General features: G+C 57.6%; 19 protein-coding genes. 8 read left to right on the top strand and 11 right to left on the bottom strand.

The features are described 5' to 3' along the window. Window positions 1-70 precede the first annotated feature (70 nt). The 4 genes from RBB75_RS07700 to RBB75_RS07685 all read right to left on the bottom strand — a co-directional run bounded on the left by RBB75_RS07700 (window position 71) and on the right by RBB75_RS07685 (window position 1,910). Window positions 71-220, bottom strand: a complete 150-nt coding sequence (locus tag RBB75_RS07700; protein WP_353070073.1) for a hypothetical protein — start codon at window positions 218-220, stop codon at window positions 71-73. A 345-nt stretch (window positions 221-565) separates the two neighbouring features. Then, a complete protein-coding gene (gene rpmH / locus RBB75_RS07695; protein ID WP_123490004.1) occupies window positions 566-721 on the bottom strand; it encodes a 50S ribosomal protein L34 in 156 nt (51 codons plus the stop codon). Window positions 722-894: 173 nt separating this feature from the next. Further along, window positions 895-1,332: an SRPBCC domain-containing protein gene (locus tag RBB75_RS07690; RefSeq protein ID WP_353070072.1), complete on the bottom strand. Its 438-nt coding sequence runs from the start codon at window positions 1,330-1,332 to the stop codon at window positions 895-897. Between the two features lie 47 nt (window positions 1,333-1,379). Further along, on the bottom strand, window positions 1,380-1,910 hold the full coding sequence (locus tag RBB75_RS07685) for a GNAT family N-acetyltransferase (RefSeq protein WP_353070071.1): 531 nt from the start codon (window positions 1,908-1,910) through the stop codon (window positions 1,380-1,382). A gap of 620 nt (window positions 1,911-2,530) precedes the next feature. On the opposite strand from RBB75_RS07685, the gene dnaA reads away from it, so the two are divergent. Then, the gene (dnaA, locus tag RBB75_RS07680) at window positions 2,531-3,967 is read left to right on the top strand and encodes a chromosomal replication initiator protein DnaA (RefSeq protein WP_353070070.1); all 1,437 of its coding nucleotides are present in this window, start codon (window positions 2,531-2,533) and stop codon (window positions 3,965-3,967) included. A gap of 391 nt (window positions 3,968-4,358) precedes the next feature. Here dnaA and RBB75_RS07675 read toward each other — a convergent pair whose 3' ends face one another. Next, window positions 4,359-4,961 (bottom strand): hypothetical protein, encoded by a 603-nt coding sequence (locus RBB75_RS07675; protein ID WP_353070069.1) that lies wholly within the window; start codon window positions 4,959-4,961, stop codon window positions 4,359-4,361. A gap of 308 nt (window positions 4,962-5,269) precedes the next feature. On the opposite strand from RBB75_RS07675, the gene RBB75_RS07670 reads away from it, so the two are divergent. Next, window positions 5,270-6,877 carry a tetratricopeptide repeat protein gene (locus RBB75_RS07670; protein ID WP_353070068.1) on the top strand — a complete coding sequence of 536 codons (1,608 nt, stop codon included), beginning with the start codon at window positions 5,270-5,272 and terminating at the stop codon, window positions 6,875-6,877. Between the two features lie 59 nt (window positions 6,878-6,936). Here RBB75_RS07670 and RBB75_RS07665 read toward each other — a convergent pair whose 3' ends face one another. Together RBB75_RS07665 and RBB75_RS07660 are read right to left on the bottom strand one after the other, a co-directional pair. Beyond that, a complete protein-coding gene (locus tag RBB75_RS07665; protein ID WP_353070067.1) occupies window positions 6,937-7,500 on the bottom strand; it encodes a hypothetical protein in 564 nt (187 codons plus the stop codon). A gap of 78 nt (window positions 7,501-7,578) precedes the next feature. After that, window positions 7,579-8,232, bottom strand: a complete 654-nt coding sequence (locus RBB75_RS07660) for an NAD(P)-dependent oxidoreductase (RefSeq protein WP_353070066.1) — start codon at window positions 8,230-8,232, stop codon at window positions 7,579-7,581. Window positions 8,233-8,299: 67 nt separating this feature from the next. Between RBB75_RS07660 and RBB75_RS07655 the strand changes: the two genes are divergently transcribed. Then, complete coding sequence (locus RBB75_RS07655; protein ID WP_353070065.1) at window positions 8,300-8,605, top strand: hypothetical protein; 306 nt, start codon at window positions 8,300-8,302, stop codon at window positions 8,603-8,605. Between the two features lie 204 nt (window positions 8,606-8,809). Continuing rightward, on the top strand, window positions 8,810-9,991 hold the full coding sequence (gene dnaN, locus RBB75_RS07650; protein ID WP_179640279.1) for a DNA polymerase III subunit beta: 1,182 nt from the start codon (window positions 8,810-8,812) through the stop codon (window positions 9,989-9,991). 52 nt (window positions 9,992-10,043) lie between these two features. Here dnaN and RBB75_RS07645 read toward each other — a convergent pair whose 3' ends face one another. Both RBB75_RS07645 and RBB75_RS07640 read right to left on the bottom strand, forming a co-directional pair. Beyond that, a complete protein-coding gene (locus RBB75_RS07645) occupies window positions 10,044-10,976 on the bottom strand; it encodes an L-lactate dehydrogenase (protein WP_353070064.1) in 933 nt (310 codons plus the stop codon). 52 nt (window positions 10,977-11,028) lie between these two features. After that, window positions 11,029-13,512: an endonuclease MutS2 gene (locus RBB75_RS07640; RefSeq protein ID WP_353070063.1), complete on the bottom strand. Its 2,484-nt coding sequence runs from the start codon at window positions 13,510-13,512 to the stop codon at window positions 11,029-11,031. Between the two features lie 241 nt (window positions 13,513-13,753). On the opposite strand from RBB75_RS07640, the gene RBB75_RS07635 reads away from it, so the two are divergent. Together RBB75_RS07635 and hemB are read left to right on the top strand one after the other, a co-directional pair. Then, window positions 13,754-14,149 carry a hypothetical protein gene (locus RBB75_RS07635; RefSeq protein ID WP_353070062.1) on the top strand — a complete coding sequence of 132 codons (396 nt, stop codon included), beginning with the start codon at window positions 13,754-13,756 and terminating at the stop codon, window positions 14,147-14,149. Between the two features lie 22 nt (window positions 14,150-14,171). Continuing rightward, window positions 14,172-15,161 carry a porphobilinogen synthase gene (gene hemB, locus RBB75_RS07630; RefSeq protein ID WP_179640276.1) on the top strand — a complete coding sequence of 330 codons (990 nt, stop codon included), beginning with the start codon at window positions 14,172-14,174 and terminating at the stop codon, window positions 15,159-15,161. A 30-nt stretch (window positions 15,162-15,191) separates the two neighbouring features. On the opposite strand, the gene RBB75_RS07625 is transcribed toward hemB, so the two are convergent. Both RBB75_RS07625 and RBB75_RS07620 read right to left on the bottom strand, forming a co-directional pair. After that, the gene (locus RBB75_RS07625) at window positions 15,192-16,112 is read right to left on the bottom strand and encodes a hypothetical protein (protein ID WP_179640275.1); all 921 of its coding nucleotides are present in this window, start codon (window positions 16,110-16,112) and stop codon (window positions 15,192-15,194) included. Between the two features lie 3 nt (window positions 16,113-16,115). Beyond that, the gene (locus tag RBB75_RS07620) at window positions 16,116-16,316 is read right to left on the bottom strand and encodes a hypothetical protein (protein WP_179640274.1); all 201 of its coding nucleotides are present in this window, start codon (window positions 16,314-16,316) and stop codon (window positions 16,116-16,118) included. 237 nt (window positions 16,317-16,553) lie between these two features. Between RBB75_RS07620 and lpdA the strand changes: the two genes are divergently transcribed. Both lpdA and lipB read left to right on the top strand, forming a co-directional pair. Continuing rightward, window positions 16,554-17,972 (top strand): dihydrolipoyl dehydrogenase, encoded by a 1,419-nt coding sequence (lpdA, locus tag RBB75_RS07615; RefSeq protein WP_353070061.1) that lies wholly within the window; start codon window positions 16,554-16,556, stop codon window positions 17,970-17,972. A 77-nt stretch (window positions 17,973-18,049) separates the two neighbouring features. Further along, window positions 18,050-18,775 carry a lipoyl(octanoyl) transferase LipB gene (lipB, locus tag RBB75_RS07610; RefSeq protein WP_179640272.1) on the top strand — a complete coding sequence of 242 codons (726 nt, stop codon included), beginning with the start codon at window positions 18,050-18,052 and terminating at the stop codon, window positions 18,773-18,775. Window positions 18,776-18,891 lie beyond the last annotated feature (116 nt).

Here is an 18,891-nt window from a genome sequence, read left to right as displayed (position 1 = left end):
CTCGGGTCGACTTCTTAATGGGAGAACACCTATACGTCCCCCACGCTATGCGTCCCTCCACAGACGCTAATTATTTCTTATCACTCGGGGTGTGCTCGCCGCTCTTTACGGTAGTCTCCTGCCCCGGTTTCTTCGTCGTCGTATTCCCCTGGTTGTTGCCCTGCGAAGGATTGTTGCTGCCTTGGTTTCCCTGGTTTGGCGGATTCATATTCTGTGCCATACGATCATCTCCTTTGCCGGCCGTCGACCACTAACTCAACGTTGCCGACCCTCAATAGGAGACCAGCTGCAGGTGGATGGTTGCCCCAAAAATACTCTTCCAGAGAAAGCTTCATCCACTGGCAGAGGTGGAGTTAGGCACCAAAAACTCTCCCCGCCAAAAACCCGTTTTGAATCTGAGCGATGGCCCTGATAATCGCGGACAAGGCAGTGGTTAAAAAAGACACAGACCATCGAATGAAGCGCAATGGCTCCCTCGACGGTCTGTAAAACCATAGAAACTTCTTATGAATTTTTTCGTGTCTAGCTAGCTCTTAGCCAGACCAGCCTGGCACCAGCAACTGGACTAGTCGCGGAAACCGGCGCTGACGGCGATCTTGTGACGGCCCTTGGCGCGGCGACGGCTGAGCACAGCGGCTCCCGCCTTAGTCTTCATGCGGGAAAGAAAGCCGTGCGTCTTGGCGCGGTGGCGGCGGTTGGGTTGAAAGGTACGCTTCGGCATGACAAAAAACTCCTGCGCAGGTAGAACACCTGCTCAAACTTTTAGGCTGTTGCAACAATCTCTGAGTATACCCGATCGGACCGGATTTTTACAGCCCATATCGGCTGGAGAGCAGCGAGATAGGCAACAATCTACCCGGCATACTGCGGCCGTCGGCAACGAGCAGGGCTGCATCAATGCGGCCTAAACGTTTTGCCTGTTTCGATCAGTGTTTTTAGGCGGGAGAGGATGCGGGGCCAGCCATCCGCACTGGAGGCGTAACCGGTATCGTCTTCCGCCCACTGGTCATGTGTGACGGAAGCCCTTGTGGCCTCACTCTCTGGCACGAGCTCTACTGTAACCCGGGAGACCTTGCTGGAAGAGCCAAGGGCGAAGGTGTATTGCAATAGCTTTGGCGGCTCAGCCTGGAGCACCTCCCCGCGAACGTAGATGCTGCGCTTGCCGTCGGCCCCGGGGCCGACCCAGTTCATCGAACCGCCAGGCTTTAGCTCGGCTTCGAGTTCAGCCATAAAGAGGATGCGGTTGGATTCGAAGGAGACAAAGCCCTCCCAGACTTTATCGGGAGGTGCAGCGATGTAGAAGACGAAGTGCAATGGAGTTTGCTGGGCCATAGGACCTCCTTGCCTGTTGGTATGCTAATGGCATTGGCGCAGCAAGATCAATCGGCGCAGGTACGCCTTACCGGCAACATCATCTCCGGGGTAGCCCTAAAACCAAGAGAGCTATAAAGCGGCCGGCCATCACTCGACGCACTCAAGGTCACCTGATCCAGCCCAATACTCTCGGACCACTCCAGCATCGTCTCCATAAGCAGACGAGCCAGTCCCCGTCGGCGATGGGCCGGCACGGTGTAGATGTTCGCGATATGCCCCGAGCGCCCTACACGACAACAACCTGGAACCGGCCCCATCTCCCGCAGATGGATACCGCCTCCCGCGACGATCTCGTCGCCTTCTTCATCTTCGCCGCCCGTCTCGCCTCGCCAGACCACGAACCAACCGGCATACTCTCCCCTCGCAAGCAAACTTCTGAACCAGGGCGCACTTGCGGCAAAGAGGTGCTCCGTCTCCGCCTCTGCGTTCGGCGCCGAACCCATATCCTGAAACATCAGAGCTCTATGACGCGCCATCGTCTCTGCATCGGCCATGCTCGCGGTGCGTATCGAATACCACGCAAGGTCTACCGTCATAAAAAAAGAATAAATGACTCTCTCCCAAGATCGCATCGAAACGCCTGAGTCAAAGAAGATCGCATTAGACGTACTACGATAGTTGCAGCACATCTTCCAGCAGCGAGTCCGGTAGAGAGACCGTCCACCGCAAAGCTGCGATAGCATTTATTTCGTGGCCATGCATCGCGAAAAAAAACAGAACTGCAGAGCTCTGTCCATCGCGCGCCTGTACCACAAGAACCGGCGCAGCGATATCGGAGAAAGGCCCGCATTCAACAAAAAAATGTGGCTTTAGAGACGTTCCATTTCCTTTCTTCACTGCTTATGGTGCAACTTTTTTTTTTGGTAGAACACCATGAAAAAGGCCTTCTTTTCCGTGCTACTATCGAACCCGATTCGCAACACGATTTTCTGCAAGTCCAGCCGTTCCGCACTCTGGTTCACCATGCACCACTCCTCTTCGCAGCTTGGTCTCAAATGGGCTCCCAACGAAGAGAATTCTGGCAACTCGGGGCTGTCTTCTCCTGTCCTCCCAGGCAGGAACGGACTTCTGTTTGCTGATTATCGTGCGACACTGCACGACTGTAAAAGTGCCACGGTCTGGTTTGGAACAGGAAACTAGACAAGGAAACTAAAGAATGTCATTCGTTCCGACGGCTACCGCCGTACTGAATTATTGGGTTCGTATCCTGGCTGCTCTTGAGAAGAAGATCAACCGCCAGTCTTACGAGACCTGGCTCAAGCCGACACGGTTCTCACATCTCGAGGGCAAAAAGCTCTTCGTGCGAATTCCCTCCACGGACTTCCAGCACATCGGCGACCGGTACGCCGACCTCATCCAGGAGGCTATCGACAATCTGGGACTCGACGTAGAGTCGGTCGCCTTCACCACGCCCGAGCAGGACCCCCGCGCGCCCAAGGTGCGAGAAGATGGCGGCTTCGCTCCCGTTCCAAGTCACAGCCAGAGCGCACCCAGGCAGCGCCTCGGCGCATCAGGCTCATCGACTAACTCAGTCTCAGGGCCAGCGCCGGAGCAGGCTCGATTCGACTGGAGTGCAGCCTCGCAGCTCAACCCGCGCTATCAGTTCGACGCCTTCGTCATCGGCAGCGGCAATCAGTTCGCCACAGCAGCAGCCCAGGCCGTCGCGGAACGACCCTCCAAGGCCTACAACCCCCTCTTCCTCTACGGCGGCGTCGGCATGGGCAAGACCCACCTGATGCATGCCATCGGACATGACGTAAAGCGTAGGCAGCCGCACGCCTCCATCAGCTACGTCAGCGGCGAAAAGTTCACCAACGAGATGATCAACTCGGTCCGCTACGACAAGATGACCGGCTTCCGCGATAAGTTCCGCAACGTCGACGTTCTGCTAATCGACGACATCCAGTTTCTCGCCGGCAAGGAGCGCACCCAGGAGGAGTTCTTCCACACCTTCAACACGCTGCACGAGAGCATGAAGCAGATCGTCATCGCCAGCGACCGCCCGCCGAAAGAGTTGGCCGACTTTGAAGATCGTCTGCGCTCGCGCTTCGAGTGGGGTTTGATCGCCGACATTCAGCCGCCCGATCTCGAAACCAAGGTCGCGATCCTGCAGAAGAAGGCCGAGAGCGAGCAGACCCAACTCCCTACTGACGTAGCCATGTTTATCGCCTCGAACGTGCGGACCAATGTGCGTGAGCTTGAGGGCGCGTTGGTGAGGCTCATCGCCTGGTGCAGCATGCATGGCGTAGAGATCACGCTTGCCGTCACCCAGCAATGTCTGAAGCAGTTCATCGACACTCAGGTTCGCAAGATCACGATTGAGACCATTCAGCGCACCGTGGCGGAGCAGTTTGGCATGCGCGTTGCGGAGTTGAAGCAGAAGAACAACTCCCGGCAGATTGTGGTGCCGCGGCAGATTGCCATGTTCCTGGCCAAACAGTTGACGGAGGCTTCCCTGCCTGAGATTGGGCGGCAGTTCGGCGGCAAGCACCACACCACGGTGATGCACTCGATCTCGAAGATCGACGAGCAGCGCCGCGCCGACAAGGACCTGAATCGTACGATCAACAAGCTGATGGAGACGCTGAGCTAACTCCCCTGAACCCCAACGTCCTGCCGGACGGGCCTCCTGCGCGTGGGGCGGTCACTTCGTGACGTGTATACCGGTCTCGGCAGGATCATCAGCAGGGGTCCTCCCGCTGGTCGGCACGATCTACCCTCGCGACCAACGGGAGCGCCAACCGAAGGGGTATACCAGTCACGAAGTGACCGCCCCACGCGTAGTGGGCCCGTCCGGCAGGACAGTGCCCGAAAAATAAAGTCCAAAAACGTGGCGCATTGTTAGCAGCCAGAAAACACGCTGCTAACTCACCACGTCTACCACGCAAACCACCACGTTCTCACCACCAAAACACCACACCAAACACACTGTTTTTCCCAAAAACCCCAATTAAAACGCCCTTCTACCAGCGCCAGAAAAAAACCTACTTCGGAAGGTACTTCGCAGGGATCGGATTGGCAGCAGACTCAGAGTCCCAGAAGATATTGACGACCCAGTAGCGGTCCCCATCCTTCAGCAACTGAAAGCTATTGATCCCACGAGCAAAAGGAGCTGGGTCATCAGTGTTGTGGCGAGACTCATAAGTGCTCCAGATCTGAACAATATTGCCAAACTGCTCTATCTCATTGTGAATGGAGTGCTCAAAGAATCCATTGGCGGTCATACGCCCCTGGCTGCGCGCAATATAGCCATCGATGGTTAGAACAACCGCATCAGCACGGCCTGTAGTGGGTGACATCACCGCAGGAATAAGGCGCGCATCAGGAATGAAGAGAGAGCGCATACGGTCCCAGTCACGCGCCTGGCCTTTAGGACCAGAGATGACGCTGTACACAGCGTTGAGGATCGCTTCAGGAGATTTGACGTCCTCAGGTTTTGCCTGGGGCCAGTCGCTTCGAGTTGCGATGGAGCCGACCAGCGTGGGAGGAGTGGATGGCTGCGGGTTTGCTGCGGTTTGCGCCTGCGCGGCGATGGTCGCGAGTGAGACTAATAGGAAGGTGGCGGCGATTCGGTTCGCTGACTTCACGGAAGCTCCTTTGAGGGACAGTGTTACTTTACTGCGGCTGAGCGGATTAGGGTTAATGCAGCGTGCAGGCTCTGAAAGCGCAATGGATGGTGAAGCATAACTATCAAGCGCGATAGTGATAGCGAACCCCTCCGATTCTTTGCGGAATCGCAAACAAAGGACGGCGTGCAGTTGCAGGATTGCCGTTGCGAAGACGCGTGCAGCGGCATAGGCTGTGGAGCATGCGAAAGACTCTTCTTTTCCTTGGAACTTTGTGCGGAGCGATGTGCGCGATCGTGATGCCTTCCGGTGTCGCATATAGCCAATCAATGCCAGATATGCCGGCGGAGCACCATCATCACGACGATGCGGAGCAGACGCTGGGACGAGTTTCATTTCCGACCTCGTGCGCGGCACGATCACAAGGGGCGATGGAGCACGGCGTAGCGCTGCTGCACTCGTTTGGATACACCCAGGCAGAGATGCAGTTTCGTGCGATCTCGAAGGACGACCCGGCGTGCGCGATCGCTCACTGGGGCGTGGCGATGACGAAGTACCAGGAGTTGTGGGGAGAGCCGGAGGCCGCCGCGTTGAAGACGGGTGCAGAGGAGATGGCAGAGGCTCGAAAACTGGCTGCGCCCCCTGCGGTAGTGACAGCGCGGGAACAGGCGTATATCGGGGCTTTGAGTGCATTCTTCGATCCTGCCAATGGGAAGGACGCGACGTTTCAGCAACGGGCAGACGCGTATGAGGCGAAGATGAATGCGCTGCACACTGCGTATCCGGATGACGTGGAGGGAGCGGCGTTTGACGCACTAGCGATCCTCGCCGGGAAGTCACCAACAGATACCTCGCTAAGTCATGAGCATGAGGCTCTGGCAATTCTGATCCCGCTGTTCAAGGCCCATCCCGACCATCCAGGGTTGGCGCACTACATCATCCATACCTGCGATACACCGGCTCTCGCACCAGAGGGACTACAAGCCGCGCGGGAGTATGCGAAGATTGCGCCTGCGTCGGCCCATGCGCTGCATATGCCAGGGCACATCTTTGCGAGGCTGGGGATGTGGCAGGAGGATATCGATTCGAATGTGGCATCCGTGAAGGCTTCGGAGAAGGCTGAGGCCGCAGGACAGCCGGGAGCAGCTCACCAGATGCATGCGAAGGAGTTCCTGATCTACGCGTACCTGCAAGTGGGGCGGGACGCGAAGGCGAAGGAGCTAACCGATAGCATGCGGTCAGTTGGCCAAAAGATGGAGGCGATGCCCGGGATGGACGATATGAAGCATGCCGGGAATCGCCTGGATAACGAGGTGCGGGCGGTGTACGGGATCGAGATGCATGACTGGAAGACGTTGGCTGTGGCGACGCCTGCGCCGGGCTCGAAGGAGTACTTGAAGTTCGATACGTACTGGGGCCAGGGTGTCGCTGCAGGGCATCTTAAGGATTCGAAGCTGGCGGCATCGGCGCTGGTGAACTTTGACAAAGGCGTTGAGGCGCTGAAGAAGTCGCCGTATGCGTCGCACGTCAGCTCAACCGAGGTGGCTCGCAACGAGATCGTGGGCTGGAAGGCGTTCGCAGAAGACAAGCCGGAGGAGGCTGTGGCGGCGATGCGCAAGGCCGCAGACCAGCAGGACAAGCTGGGGCAGGGAGAGGTGGATATTCCGGCGCGGGAGATGCTGGGCGATCTGCTGATGATGGAGAAGAAGCCGGAGGCTGCGCTGGTGGAGTACAAGATGGCATTGAAGCTGAGCCCGAACCGTTTGAATGGGCTGCTGAGCGCGGGGATGGCTGCAGAGGAAGATAAGAAGCCGGTGGAAGCTCGCGCGTTTTATGCTGAGGCGTCTCGGCAGACGAACTTTGGGAAGACAAGTGAGCGGCCGGGGCTGGCGCATGCGGTAAAGGTAGTGGGGTCCGCGGAGACGGCGCGGAATTAGCCTTGCAATCGTTGGCAGTCTGAGTTTCTGACCGATGGGTTTTACTTCGGCAAGAACCCCTACTGCGATGTTGGCGGTTCGGCGCGAGTGAAGGTGTAAGCGTCGCGGAACTTGAAGTCTTCGCCCTGTCGGCGCGTCTCTTTGCGGTAGGTGTAGAGGTTGCGGCGCAAGGTGAGGGTAATGCGAACGTCAACTGGTTTGTCGTTCTCTTTGCCAGGCCCGCTGAGGATGAGCGTGCCGCGTCCGGTCTTTGAGAAGTCGTCGAGGCCCTGAAGGGTATAGGTGTCGCTCGATTTATCGCGATCGGAAGTGAAGGTAATCTTTGAGACGACGGGGTCGAGTGTGACGATCATGAGTTCGCGGACCGTCTTGGATGGGCCGTCGTCATAGACATAGTTGAATTGGAGAGCTTTTTGGTCGGTGGTTTCGGTGATGATGAGCCACGTTGGGAGGAAGACCTGTGCGTTGCTCTGGAAGTCGCGGTATTCGAGCTGTCCGACCCATTTGCCTACAAAGTTGGCGTTGAGATCCTTTTGAGGTGCTTGTGCGTTGGCATAGATAGAGGGAACGAGTGACGCGACAAGAATCAGAGTTTGGATTTTTTTCTGGAGCTGCGGGATCATTGGAGATCTCCTTCATTTGCTCTTTTGGTCTTGGGCTGGAAATGTGGCAACTAAGCGTGACTGGTTCCGGCTTGCGTGTCACCACGTGATGTACACACCTTTGCGGACCCATTGTGGGTTGCCAATCTGCTGCATCATGAAGTCGGCGACGTCTTCGCGGGAGATGCGGCTGCCATTCGGGGGGAGCGCCTCACCGTCGACGCGATAGGCTCCATGGCCGGGCGTGTTGGTGAGCATGGGAGGCATCACCATGGTCCAGTCGAGGCTGCTATGGGAGAGGGTATCCCACTGCGAGATCTGCGACGCCACGGGCCACTTGAGGAAGGTGTTGTAGACGATGTTCTGAACGATCCAGCGGCGCCATGCGGGTTGCTTGTCGAGCGAGGTAGGAAGCGCACCGGCAGAGCCGAGGACGATGATGCGGCGGACTGGTTTTGTCTGAGTGGATGTCTCCTGCATGGCGGCGACGATCTGAGGAACTGCTCGCTCAAGGACATCTTCCTTCTTGAGGGAGCTTGCCCCAAGGGCTGACAGGACTACATCGGCGTCTGCGATGGTCTGGCGGATCGGAGTGGGGTCAAAGGCGCTGCCCTGAATAACATCCACCCGGTCACGCATAGGAAAGGTTTCGGGTGTGCGGAGCAGTGCGGAGACCTCGTACCCAGCGGCGAGACAGCGCTGGGTAAGAAGTCTTCCGGTAGCGCCATTGGCTCCGAAGAGCGCGATCTTCATGGTGAACTCCTTTGAGCTTTGGCACTAATTATCCTCGCAGGTGAGATGGAGTTGTGAAAAAAGTGGTTTGGGTAAAGTCCTCATTCTGTTTTGTTTGGTGAACATTCCCACGTTTGGGGATGGGTCTTCTCAAAAGCCGGGGGCAGTGGCTGTGAAGAAGTGGGATAAGAAGACGGTTGATGCGGAAATGCGGGCCGGTCTTCCTGAATGTGCTCTTTGGTACGCCCAATTTTCTAAAATAGGACTGCCGCATAAACGTCTATTTATGAGATTGATGGAAAGGATATCCACTTTTCAAGCGACAACGGTTACTGCTACTAGTATTTCTCTCTTTTTCTCTTGTTTCTTAAAGGCAGTAGCCAGCGATGGTTGAGGTTGTGGCAGATTTCGGCATCGCACACAACTACCTTGGTTTCCACAAAGAAATCTGTCGCTTTGGAGGCGGTTTCACCCCTAGAATCAAGCAGACGTTGGACGGCAGAGATGCATCGTGGGTTCGATTCGGTGTACAGTTTGGCCAGCAGCCACCAACGCAGACGGAGAGACAACAGTGACCAGTGCGACCCAGGAGCCCGAGATGACTTTGCCGACCGAGACGAGCGCAGCGCCAGCCCCAACCGGCAACCTCGAGATCACCGTCTCCCGCGCGGAGTTGCTGCGTGAGTTGACTGCTGCCCAGAGCGTGGTCGAGCGAAAGACGACGATTCCAATCCTGTCGAACTTCCTATTCGAGGCGACGCAGGGCGAAGGCGGCGACCGGTTGACCATTACGGCGACTGATCTCGATCAGAGCCTGCGGACGAGCTGCGCGGCCAAGGTGAAGAAGGCGGGCGCTTGCACGATTCCCGCCCGCAAGCTGTACGACTACATCAAGCTGCTGCCCGAGGGCGAGATCTCAATCAAGCTGATGGACAACCACTGGGTGCAGATTCGGGCAGGGCGGTCGAACACGAAGATGGTGGGGATGGCGCGGGCGAACTTCCCGCAGGTCCCGGAGTTTCCGGCCAGCGGCGCGGTAAAGATTTCAGTGCCTTCGTTGAAGAACATGGTGTCGAAGACGATCTTTGCGATCTCGAACGAAGAGTCTCGCTACACGCTGAATGGTGCTCTGCTTGTCCTGAAGGCGGAGAGCATGGCGATGGTTGCGACTGATGGCCATCGGCTGGCGCATATCGAAAAGCTAGGCGAGACGCTGGATGGTGTGTCGGGTGAGAAGAAGACGCTGATTCCACGGAAGGCGCTGAGTGAGCTCTCTTCGCTGCTTGGGGCGACGGAGGCCGAGACGCTTGAGTTTGGCGATGACGATCAGACGCTGTTCTTCAGGGTTGGCGGCCGTGTGTTGACCAGCCGCAAACTAACCGGGCAGTTCCCTAACTATGAGGCTGTACTGCCGCGGGATAACAATAAATTTGTGATCGTTCGGTCAGAGGATCTAATGGGTTCAATTCAGCGCGTGGCTCAGTTCGCGGATGAGCGCAGTGGCGCGATTAAGATCCGTCTGGAGCAGAATGAGCTGAAGCTCTCTTCTTCGAGCACGGATGCAGGGGAGTCGGAAGATACGATCGAGACACCGTATAACTACGATCCTCTGGTAGTGGGATTCAACAGCCAGTATCTTATCGATTTTCTAAAGGCAATCGGCAATAGCGGTGAAGTGCGTCTGGAGTTCAAGGATGCACAGAGCGCCGGCCAGATGAGGCCAGAAGATGCGAATGAGGATGTGAAGTATAGATACATCCTGATGCCGATGAGGATCTGATTCGGGGCCAAATCTCTCTCTCGTTTAGCTTGGCTGTTTGCCAGACTATGTCTTATGTGAGTTGAGAATATGCGTGTTTTAGCACTGCTGCAGAGGCTTCGAGCGCCTTCTGTTCAACTTCATTGAGATGTAGTTCGAGAGCGGTTTCAACGCCGCAGTTGCCCACTATGCAGGGCGTACTGAGTGACACCTCGTTGAGGCCGTACTGACCTGTCATCATAGTTGAGACCATGAGAACAGAGCGCTCGTCGCGGAGGATAGCCTCGCAGATTCGCGTAACGCAGGCGGCGATGGCGAAGCAGGTGTTTCCCTTGAGCATTGCAACTTCTGGGCCAGCATGGCGGACGATAGCCAACAGTTCTTTCTGGGAAGGAAGTGTGTCTGCGCCTGGATATTGAGCGAGCGGAATGCCGGCGACCTGTGCGGCGCTCCAGACTGCAACTGAAGAGTCTCCATGCTCGCCGATAACGGAAGCGTGAACAGAGCGTGGATCTACGTTAAGCTTTTCACCGAGAATGTAGCGCAGACGCTCAGTGTCTAATAGAGTTCCAGTGCCTATGACCTGGCTGACAGGCAAGCCCGACTCAGTTTGTGCGATGTAGGTAAGAACGTCCAGCGGGTTCGTAGCGATCAAGAGCACGCCCTCGAATCCTTCTGCCATGAGCTTGCTAATGCAGCTACGAACGATAACCGCGTTGCCCGCCAGCATGTCGAGGCGTGAACCGCTGAACTTTCCGGGGGTTCCTACGGTCAGGATGACGATGGAGCTTTTCGCGGCGTCCTTATAACTTCCGGCGAAGATCTTTACAGGGGTGCCTAACGGGACCGACTGTTGGAGATCCAGAGCTTCGCCGTGGACAAGATTTTGAGTGTCACCGATGAGAACGATCTCGCGTGCGAGGTGGTTTTGCAACAGAGCATAGGCGCAGCTGGTCCCGACGTGACCACAACCGATAATAGTGATGCGGGTGCGATGGGCGGCCATGCTGGTGTCCTTTGTGCAGAGAGGATACCAGAGAAATGTAAAAAAACACCGGTTACTGCCGTAGTTCGACCTCGGTTGCGCCCTGTCCGCCCTGATTTTGCGGCGGCTCGGTGACGGTGGTGACGTGAGGATGATTGCGGAGATATTCTCGGAGCGTTCGGCGCAAAACGCCCATGCCGGTTCCGTGCACGATGCGAATGCGCGGCAGGCCGGCTAGAAAGGCGCGGTCAAGAAAGCGCTCTACTTCGGTTTGCGCTTCGTCGGCGGTGCGGCCGATCACGTTGATCTCAGAGGTCATGTAGTCGGTGTCGTTGCTGACTGTGGCGACGGTGATGCCTCCGCGTTTGCGCGCGGCTTCGAGCGGCGTGACGACCTTAACGGACTCAACCTCTGCAATGTCGTCGATAGGGGCGCGCATCTTCATCGGGCCCATGGAGACTTCGAAGTTTTTTGCGTCGATGATTCGGTCCACCCGCGCCTGACGGCCGAGGGATTTGAGTTTGACGAGATCGCCGACCTTGATTCCTTTGGGGATGTGGGGTTGAGCGGCGGGGTCGTTCTTGTCGGCTCGCGTTGTGTGAGCGACGACAGTGGAGTTGAACTGCTCAGAAAACTCCCGACGAAGGGTTGCCATGCGACGATCGGAGTCGCGGGCTATCTTTTGAGCAAGTGTCTTGTCGTCGATGGCTTTTACGGTCTCACGCAGCTGATAGGCGAAGTCTTCGAGGAGAGAGTTTAGCTTGGTTTCGAGCTCTTTGGTGCGGGCCTTTTGTTCGACGCGACCTTCGACTTCGACCCGGGCTTTTTCGCGGGATAACTCACGTTCGCGCTGCTGCATTGTTTCGCGCTGTACGGCCGCTGCGGTGAGTTGGTTATGAAGCTGGTCGAGGAAGGCTCCGATATCCGCGGTCTGCGTAGTCATCTGGGCGCGAGCAGCGGCGATGATGTTGGGTGCGAGGCCGAGTCGCGCTGCGATGTTGAGACCGGCAGAGGCGCCGGGGACGCCGAGGCGCAGCTCATAGGTGGGGGTAAGGGTCTGCTGATCGAAGCCGACAGCTGCATTGAGGACGCCGAGGTGATTGGCGGCGTAGACCTTCAGTGAAGTGAGATGAGTCGTGATGCAACACCAGGCCTTGAGCGTGAGAAAGTGGGATGCGATGGCAACCGCGAGAGCGGCACCTTCTTCTGGATCCGTGGCGGAGCCGAGTTCGTCGAGTAGGACGAGCGAGTCGGCGGTGGCTTCGCGGGAGATGCGATCGAGATTGACGACGTGCGCGGAGAAGCTGGAGAGATTGCGCTCGATGGATTGCGCGTCGCCGATGTCGGCGTAGATGCTCTGGAAGAGTGGAAGTTCCGCCTTCTCCGCAGGAACAGGAATGCCTGCCTGGGCTATCAGCGAGAGCAGGCCGAGAGTTTTGAGGGAGACGGTCTTTCCTCCGGTATTGGGGCCGCTGATGATGAGCTGCTTCGCTTCGGGAGGGAGGATGATGGTGAGTGGAACAGGCGTCCTGGGTTCTATACCTTCGTCCACGGCATCGGCACGCATGCGAAGCTCCAGCAGAGGATGGCGAGCGGCGGTGAGCGAGAGCTCCTGCGTGAAGGTTGGGCGAGAGCAGTTGAGGGTCTCGGCGAAGCGCGCGCGCGCGTGGTGCGATTCGACCTCCGCGAGGATGCATGCGCCAACGTGGATGGCGGCAGAGTTCTGACCGAGCGCGCGGGTCATCGCGACGAGGATGCGGTGTATCTCTGACTGCTCTTCGTCGAGGAGCCGCACTAGCTCGTTGTTCTGCTCGATCGTCTCGAGTGGTTCGACGAAGACGGTCTGGCCAGACGAGGACGAGCCGTGAATGACGCCGGGGACCTTGCGCTTGAACTCGGACTTTACCGGGATGACGAAGCGATCGCCGCGAATGGTGATGAGATCTTCCTGTGTGCTGCCACCTTCGCTGAGGCTCTGCAGCGATCTGCGGAGGCTTGCTTCGATGGCACGGTGCTGGCGCTCCATGGCGCGGCGGATGCGATTGAGTTCCGGCGAGGCGTCGTCGTTGAGGCTGCCGTCAGGCTCGATCTTGCCACGCAGCAGGCGAAGAAGTGGTGCGAGATCGTAGTCGAGCAGAGGCGTGGAGAGCGCGGCAATTCCTGGCCACTCGTAGCGGGTGCCATTTTGAGGAGGGTCGATGAGATTGCGCCATGCGGCAACGCGCTCGATGACGGCGAGGAGATCACGAATCTCAGTGGACTCGAGTGCCGCGCCTTCGATGCGGGCTTTGTCGAGAAGAGCGGTGGGGTCGAAGAGCCCGCGGAACTCGAAGCTGCCGCCTCGGGTGAGCACCGCGCGCAGCTCGGCGGTGCGTTGCTGCTGCTGGTCGATCCAGGCGAGGTCGGCGCAGGGTTCGAGCGCGAGAATCCAGGCGCGGCCCAGAGGGGAGAAGGTGCGATCTGCAATGTACTCGCGGAGGCGCGGCCATTCCAGGGCAGCCGCGCTCGCTTCACGCAGCGGGGAGGGGATGATCGGCAATAGTTCTGGTGAATTCACTTCTTTTATCGTACCCTCGCAGGGAACTGCCGACCGAATCCGTGCGTAGCAAGGAGAGCGCAGGGCCGGCGCGCTGAGTGGTTGGAGGTGTGAGATGGTCTGTCAAGCATGTGGTTCATCCCTTGTTGATGGTGTTCATTATTGTGCGAAGTGCGGGGCGCAGGTCGCTGCTGCGCAACCAATGTATGCTGCATATCCACTGGCGCCGATCCCTATGGCGGCTCCCCGAGTACAGCGGAACTTGCAGACACTTGGAGTGCTTTGGTGTGTCTTTGGAGCGTATCGGATTATCGGCGGGTTGATTGGGATGTTCTTCCTGCGGGCATTTGCGTTCCGCAACTTCGGCGGGTTCGACTGGCCGCTCAACGACCACTTTTTTGGAACGCATGGCCCAGCCTGGGTTGGTGCTCTCCTCCCCCTGATCGCTGCTTATACGGTGGTTATGGCGGCGCTTGCGGTGTTTGTTGGCTATAGCCTGTTGACGCGTCGACCGTGGGGAAGAACGCTCGCCATCGTCGTCGGAATCTTGACTCTGCTGAAGCCACTCTTCGGCACAGCGCTGGGGATCTATACGCTTTGGGTGCTGGCTCCAGGGGCCTCGGGGCTCGAGTACGACGCAGTCGCAGACCGAAGCTGAAGGCTGGACGTAAACTGGACACATGAACTTTCCAGCTACACGTCTGCGCCGTCTACGCAGAACCGAGGCTATGCGGTCTCTGGTTCGCGAGACTCATCTCCATCCCGGTGCTCTGATCTACCCGCTGTTTGTCTGTCCCGGCGAAGGAATACGCAAAGAGATCAGCTCGATGCCCGGGGTCTTCAATCTGTCGATCGATGAAGCCGTGAAGGAAGCTGAGGCCTGTGCCTCGCTTGGGTTGGGAGGGTTGCTGTTGTTCGGTCTGCCATCCGAGAAAGACGAAGACGCTTCCGGCGCCTGGGCAGAGGACGGCATCGTGCAGAAGGCGTTACGAACGTTGAAGAAGAACAGAGCGCTTGATTCGCTGGTCACAATCGCCGATGTCTGTTTGTGCGAGTACACCTTGCATGGCCACTGCGGTGTTGTGACGCGGGATGGTGATCACTACGAGATTCAGAACGACTCGAGTGTAGCTCTGATTGCAAAGACGGCTGCCTCTCTGGCCAAGGCAGGCGCTGATATTGTTGCTCCATCAGACATGATGGATGGTCGGGTTGAGGCGATTCGAGAGGCGCTCGACGCGGGCGGCCACGAACAGATTCCGGTGATGAGCTATGCGTCGAAGTTCGCATCGGCTTTCTATGGACCATTCCGAGAGGCGGCTGATTCGGCTCCGCAGTTTGGTGATCGTCGCAGCTACCAGATGGATGGCGCAAATCTACGTGAGGCAATGCGCGAGATCGATCAGGACATCGCAGAGGGCGCGGATATGTTGTTGATGAAGCCTGCGATGCCGTATCTGGACGTGATTCGTGCGGCGCGGGAACGATATGATCTGCCGATGGGCGCCTACCAGGTGTCGGGGGAGTACTCGATGCTACAGGCGGCGTTTCAGCGCGGCTGGCTTGAGCCTGAGCGGACGATGATGGAGTCCTTGTTGTCGATCCGACGGGCTGGAGCGGACTTTATTGTGACGTACTTTGCGAAGGATGCGGCAAAGGTGCTTGCGTAACAAGCGATTCGTCAGGATAATCCTGTCAAGCTAAGGCGAGTTGATGGGATCGTCGAAGTTGTCAGGAGGCAGCGGGGTGATGATCGCCTCCTCACCGAAGCGGGCGCGCAGCTGAGCGAGTGTAGAGTCCTGCTGCATTGGCGGGACGTAGCGAATGTTGTAGTTCGCGATGGTACTTGCAACGAGGTAGAGCTTCGCTCCCGGAATCGTGCGCCAGTAACTCTCGCGGGCCCTTTCTGCGCCGCGCTCTCGATCGCGTTCGAGCTCTGCCTGCTGATAGCGCGCGGCACGTTCCAAAAAGATACCCTCCAGCTTCCCATCTTGATCGAGAAACCAGTCGACGAGTTTCCCGCGATAGAGAATACCCGCTGCAAGGGCGTCGATCTCTACGTCGAAGTCCTGCTGGCTTCGCGACAGGGAACGCGTGGTGAACAACAGCTCCCATTCCGAGACATAGGTAAGCAGAAAGTCGTCGCAAAAGCGCTTCAACAACTGGTGCATCCGCTGGTTGGTACTGTAGTCGCCGTAGCGCGAGACGATCAGCCCGGACGCCCATCCCTCGAGCGCGCAGAAGAGCCATAGCAACAAGAGAAAACGTCCCTGCTCCAGAAACGCACGCAGGTAAGCGTCCGCCAGATGGACTTTTGCGATAAGAGGATTTGACGGGGTAAGTTCAGGACCAGGCAGAAGCGAACGAAAGACGATGCGATACGCCTCGGCCTTGGGAGGCCCGATCGCTAGTGTAGGCAACTTGCCTAAGGGTGTATGGACCAGCAGGATCCACGAGAGAACAAAGGGCACCATCGTCACGAGCAGGGAAAAGACAACCTCTTCGGTTCGAGTGCGTTGGTATCTTCTTGCAGGAATGTAGGCGGAGAAGAACAGGCGGTAGATCACGCCCGGCGCAAGCAGGTAGCCGATCAGCAGAAATCCCGCGACCAGCGCACTCATGGTCTAGGCGGGCTTGCGGACGAGGCGAAAGCGGTGGCCACGGTCATCCGTGAAGAGGGCTACCCCGGTTTCGGCAAGATCGCGCCGAACCGCGTCAATCTTTTCGGTAAGCGCGGTCTCCGGGGAAGGAGACAAATCAGCTTCATCTTCCTCAAAGACGCTGCTGCGCAGTGCGCTCGTCAACCGGGCTACATTACTTACCATCGAACATTCTCCCTGATTTCGATTATCAAGCCTGTGTCAAGCTTTTTCGCCGAAATTTCGCCCTGGTTCACTCCTTCGTTACCTGTCGGTGACATTTATTCAGGACGTGTCTTCGTCTGTTCATGACGATCAACAGTCCTCTTCGCGAAAGGTGCGATCGCGGCCTTCTGTCGGTAGGTCATCGCTTGAGCGTAAAATTGAGGTGTTTGAGTTCCCAACATCCTATGGAGTGTTCCTTTGGCAGATACAATCTTTGATCTTGTAGTGCTCGGCGGTGGACCCGCTGGATATACTTGCGCGATTCGCGCGTCGCAGTACGGTCTAAAGGCGGCGCTGATCGATGCGAATGACCGGCTGGGCGGAACGTGTCTGCTCTGGGGCTGCATTCCCACCAAGTCGATGCTCTTCTCTGCGGAGCTGTGGGATCACCTGAAGCACGCCGACCGGTATGGCATCGAAGTGACGCCACCCAAGCTGAACTGGAAGGGCGTTCTGGCGCGCAAGGACGATGTGATCTCGCGTCACGTCAAAGGTCTCGACTTCCTGATGAAGAAGAACAAGATCAACGCCATTAAGGGCTACGGTCGTTTGACTGGTCCGGCGAAGGATGGCGTTCACACCATCGAAGTGAAGACTGCCGATGGCAAAACCGACACGATTAAGGCCAAGAAGGTGGTGCTCGCGACGGGTTCCGACGCGCGCATGCTGCCGGGTTACACGCCGGATACGACTATCCTGACCAACTACGAGATTCTGAAAATCGACGACGCCCCCAAGTCGCTGGTGGTCGTGGGATCCGGCGCAGTTGGCGTCGAGTTTGCTTCAGTCTTCAAGAGCTTCGGAGCGGAGGTGACGATCCTCGAAGCGTTGCCGCGCATGGTGCCCGCGGAGGATGAGGACGTTAGCAAAGAGCTTCTGCGCCTCTTCAAAAAGCGTGGAATCGACGTGCACCTCGGAGCGAAGGTCGACAAGTTCGAAAAGAATAAAGACGGAGTAGTCGTTCACTTTACAAAAGCCGATGGCACCGGCGAGACCAAGCAAGCAGAGAAGGTACTGGTAGCAGTCGGTCGCGCACCACGCACCTACGATGTCGGTCTCGATAAGGTGAAGATCACTCCAGATCGCGGCTTCATTGTTACGAATGAATGGATGGAGACGACAGAGCCGGGCGTCTACGCAATCGGTGATATCGTCGCGGGCTTGCCGCAGTTGGCGCACGTCGGCAGCATGGCGGGTCTCGTGGTTGCGGCTCGAATTGCGGGCAAATTTGCGAAGCCTGTGAACCGCACGCGCATTCCGGGCTGCACCTACTGCGATCCGCAGATTGCCAGTGTCGGTCTTACCGAGGCGCACGCGAAGGAGAAGGGCTTCCAAGTCAAAGTCGGCAAATTCCCGTTCGTCGGCAACTCGAAGGCTACGATCCTCGACGCACACGATGGCTTCGTCAAGGTCATCTCGGATGCGAAGCACGGCGAGATTCTAGGCGTACACATCATCGGTACTACTGCGACGGAGATCATCGCGGAAGCCGTGACTGCAATTGAACTCGAGGCGACGCTCGAAGAGATGATGTTCACCATCCACGCGCATCCGACGGTCGCCGAGGCGCTCCTCGACGGCTTCTCAAGCGTTGAGGGCATGGCGGTCAACGTCTAGTCCGTGTCAAGGTTAAGACTGCAGCCGGACCACTTTGGCTCGGCTGTTTTCTTCAATTGCCAGAGCCACAAAAGCTCATGCATATCAATCTCCTCAATCTCGGTCGTGTCCCATACAACGAAGCGCTCGCCATCCAGCAACAGGTCATCGCCGCGCGAAAGCAGAATCTGATAGGCGACACGCTTCTTATGCTGGAGCATCCGCCCGTCCTGACGCTTGGCCGGAACGCGCATCGCTCCAACGTTCTCGCGAGCGACGAACAACTGGCCCAACGGGGAGTGGAGCTACATGAGATCAACCGCGGCGGCGACGTGACGTATCACGGCCCGGGCCAGCTGGTTGGCTACCCCATCATCGACCTGCGCGGCGACCTGCCCGTCAAAAAAGGACCACATCTGGGCCCGGTCGACTACGTTCGTTTGCTTGAAGAGGCCTTAATCCGTACCTGCGGCGACTTCGGCGTGATGACCCAGCGCATCTGCAAGCTCACTGGGGTTTGGACCATGGCAGGGGGAAGTATCCGCGAGAAAAAAATCGCGGCGATTGGCGTCCACGTCTCTCAAGGCGTCACCTCACATGGCTTCGCGCTCAACGTAACCACGGACCTAAGAGACTTTGACTGGATCATCCCTTGTGGCATCACCGACAGAGAGGTAACGAGCCTCGAATTGGAGGCCGACCCCAACCGCCAGCCGACGATGGAGTCTGCTCTCAACTCCGCCGCCAAAAACTTCGGTCGAGTCTTCGAGCGGCAGATGCTATGGTGTGAATCGGTCGATCAACTCCTTGCCACGCATGTATGAAACGCGAGATCCCGTAAGACGGCCACTGTTCGCTAACCGCACCGCGCAGCCAGGTTTCACCCAGCAGCCGTATAATCCCACTTGCGCACGCCCGACTGCGGACCGGGCTGATACTG

Source organism: Tunturibacter empetritectus (assembly GCF_040358985.1).
Lineage (GTDB): Bacteria > Acidobacteriota > Terriglobia > Terriglobales > Acidobacteriaceae > Edaphobacter > Edaphobacter empetritectus.
Note: the sequence above shows the minus strand (reverse complement) of the source record. Positions and strands in the feature narration are given on the sequence as shown.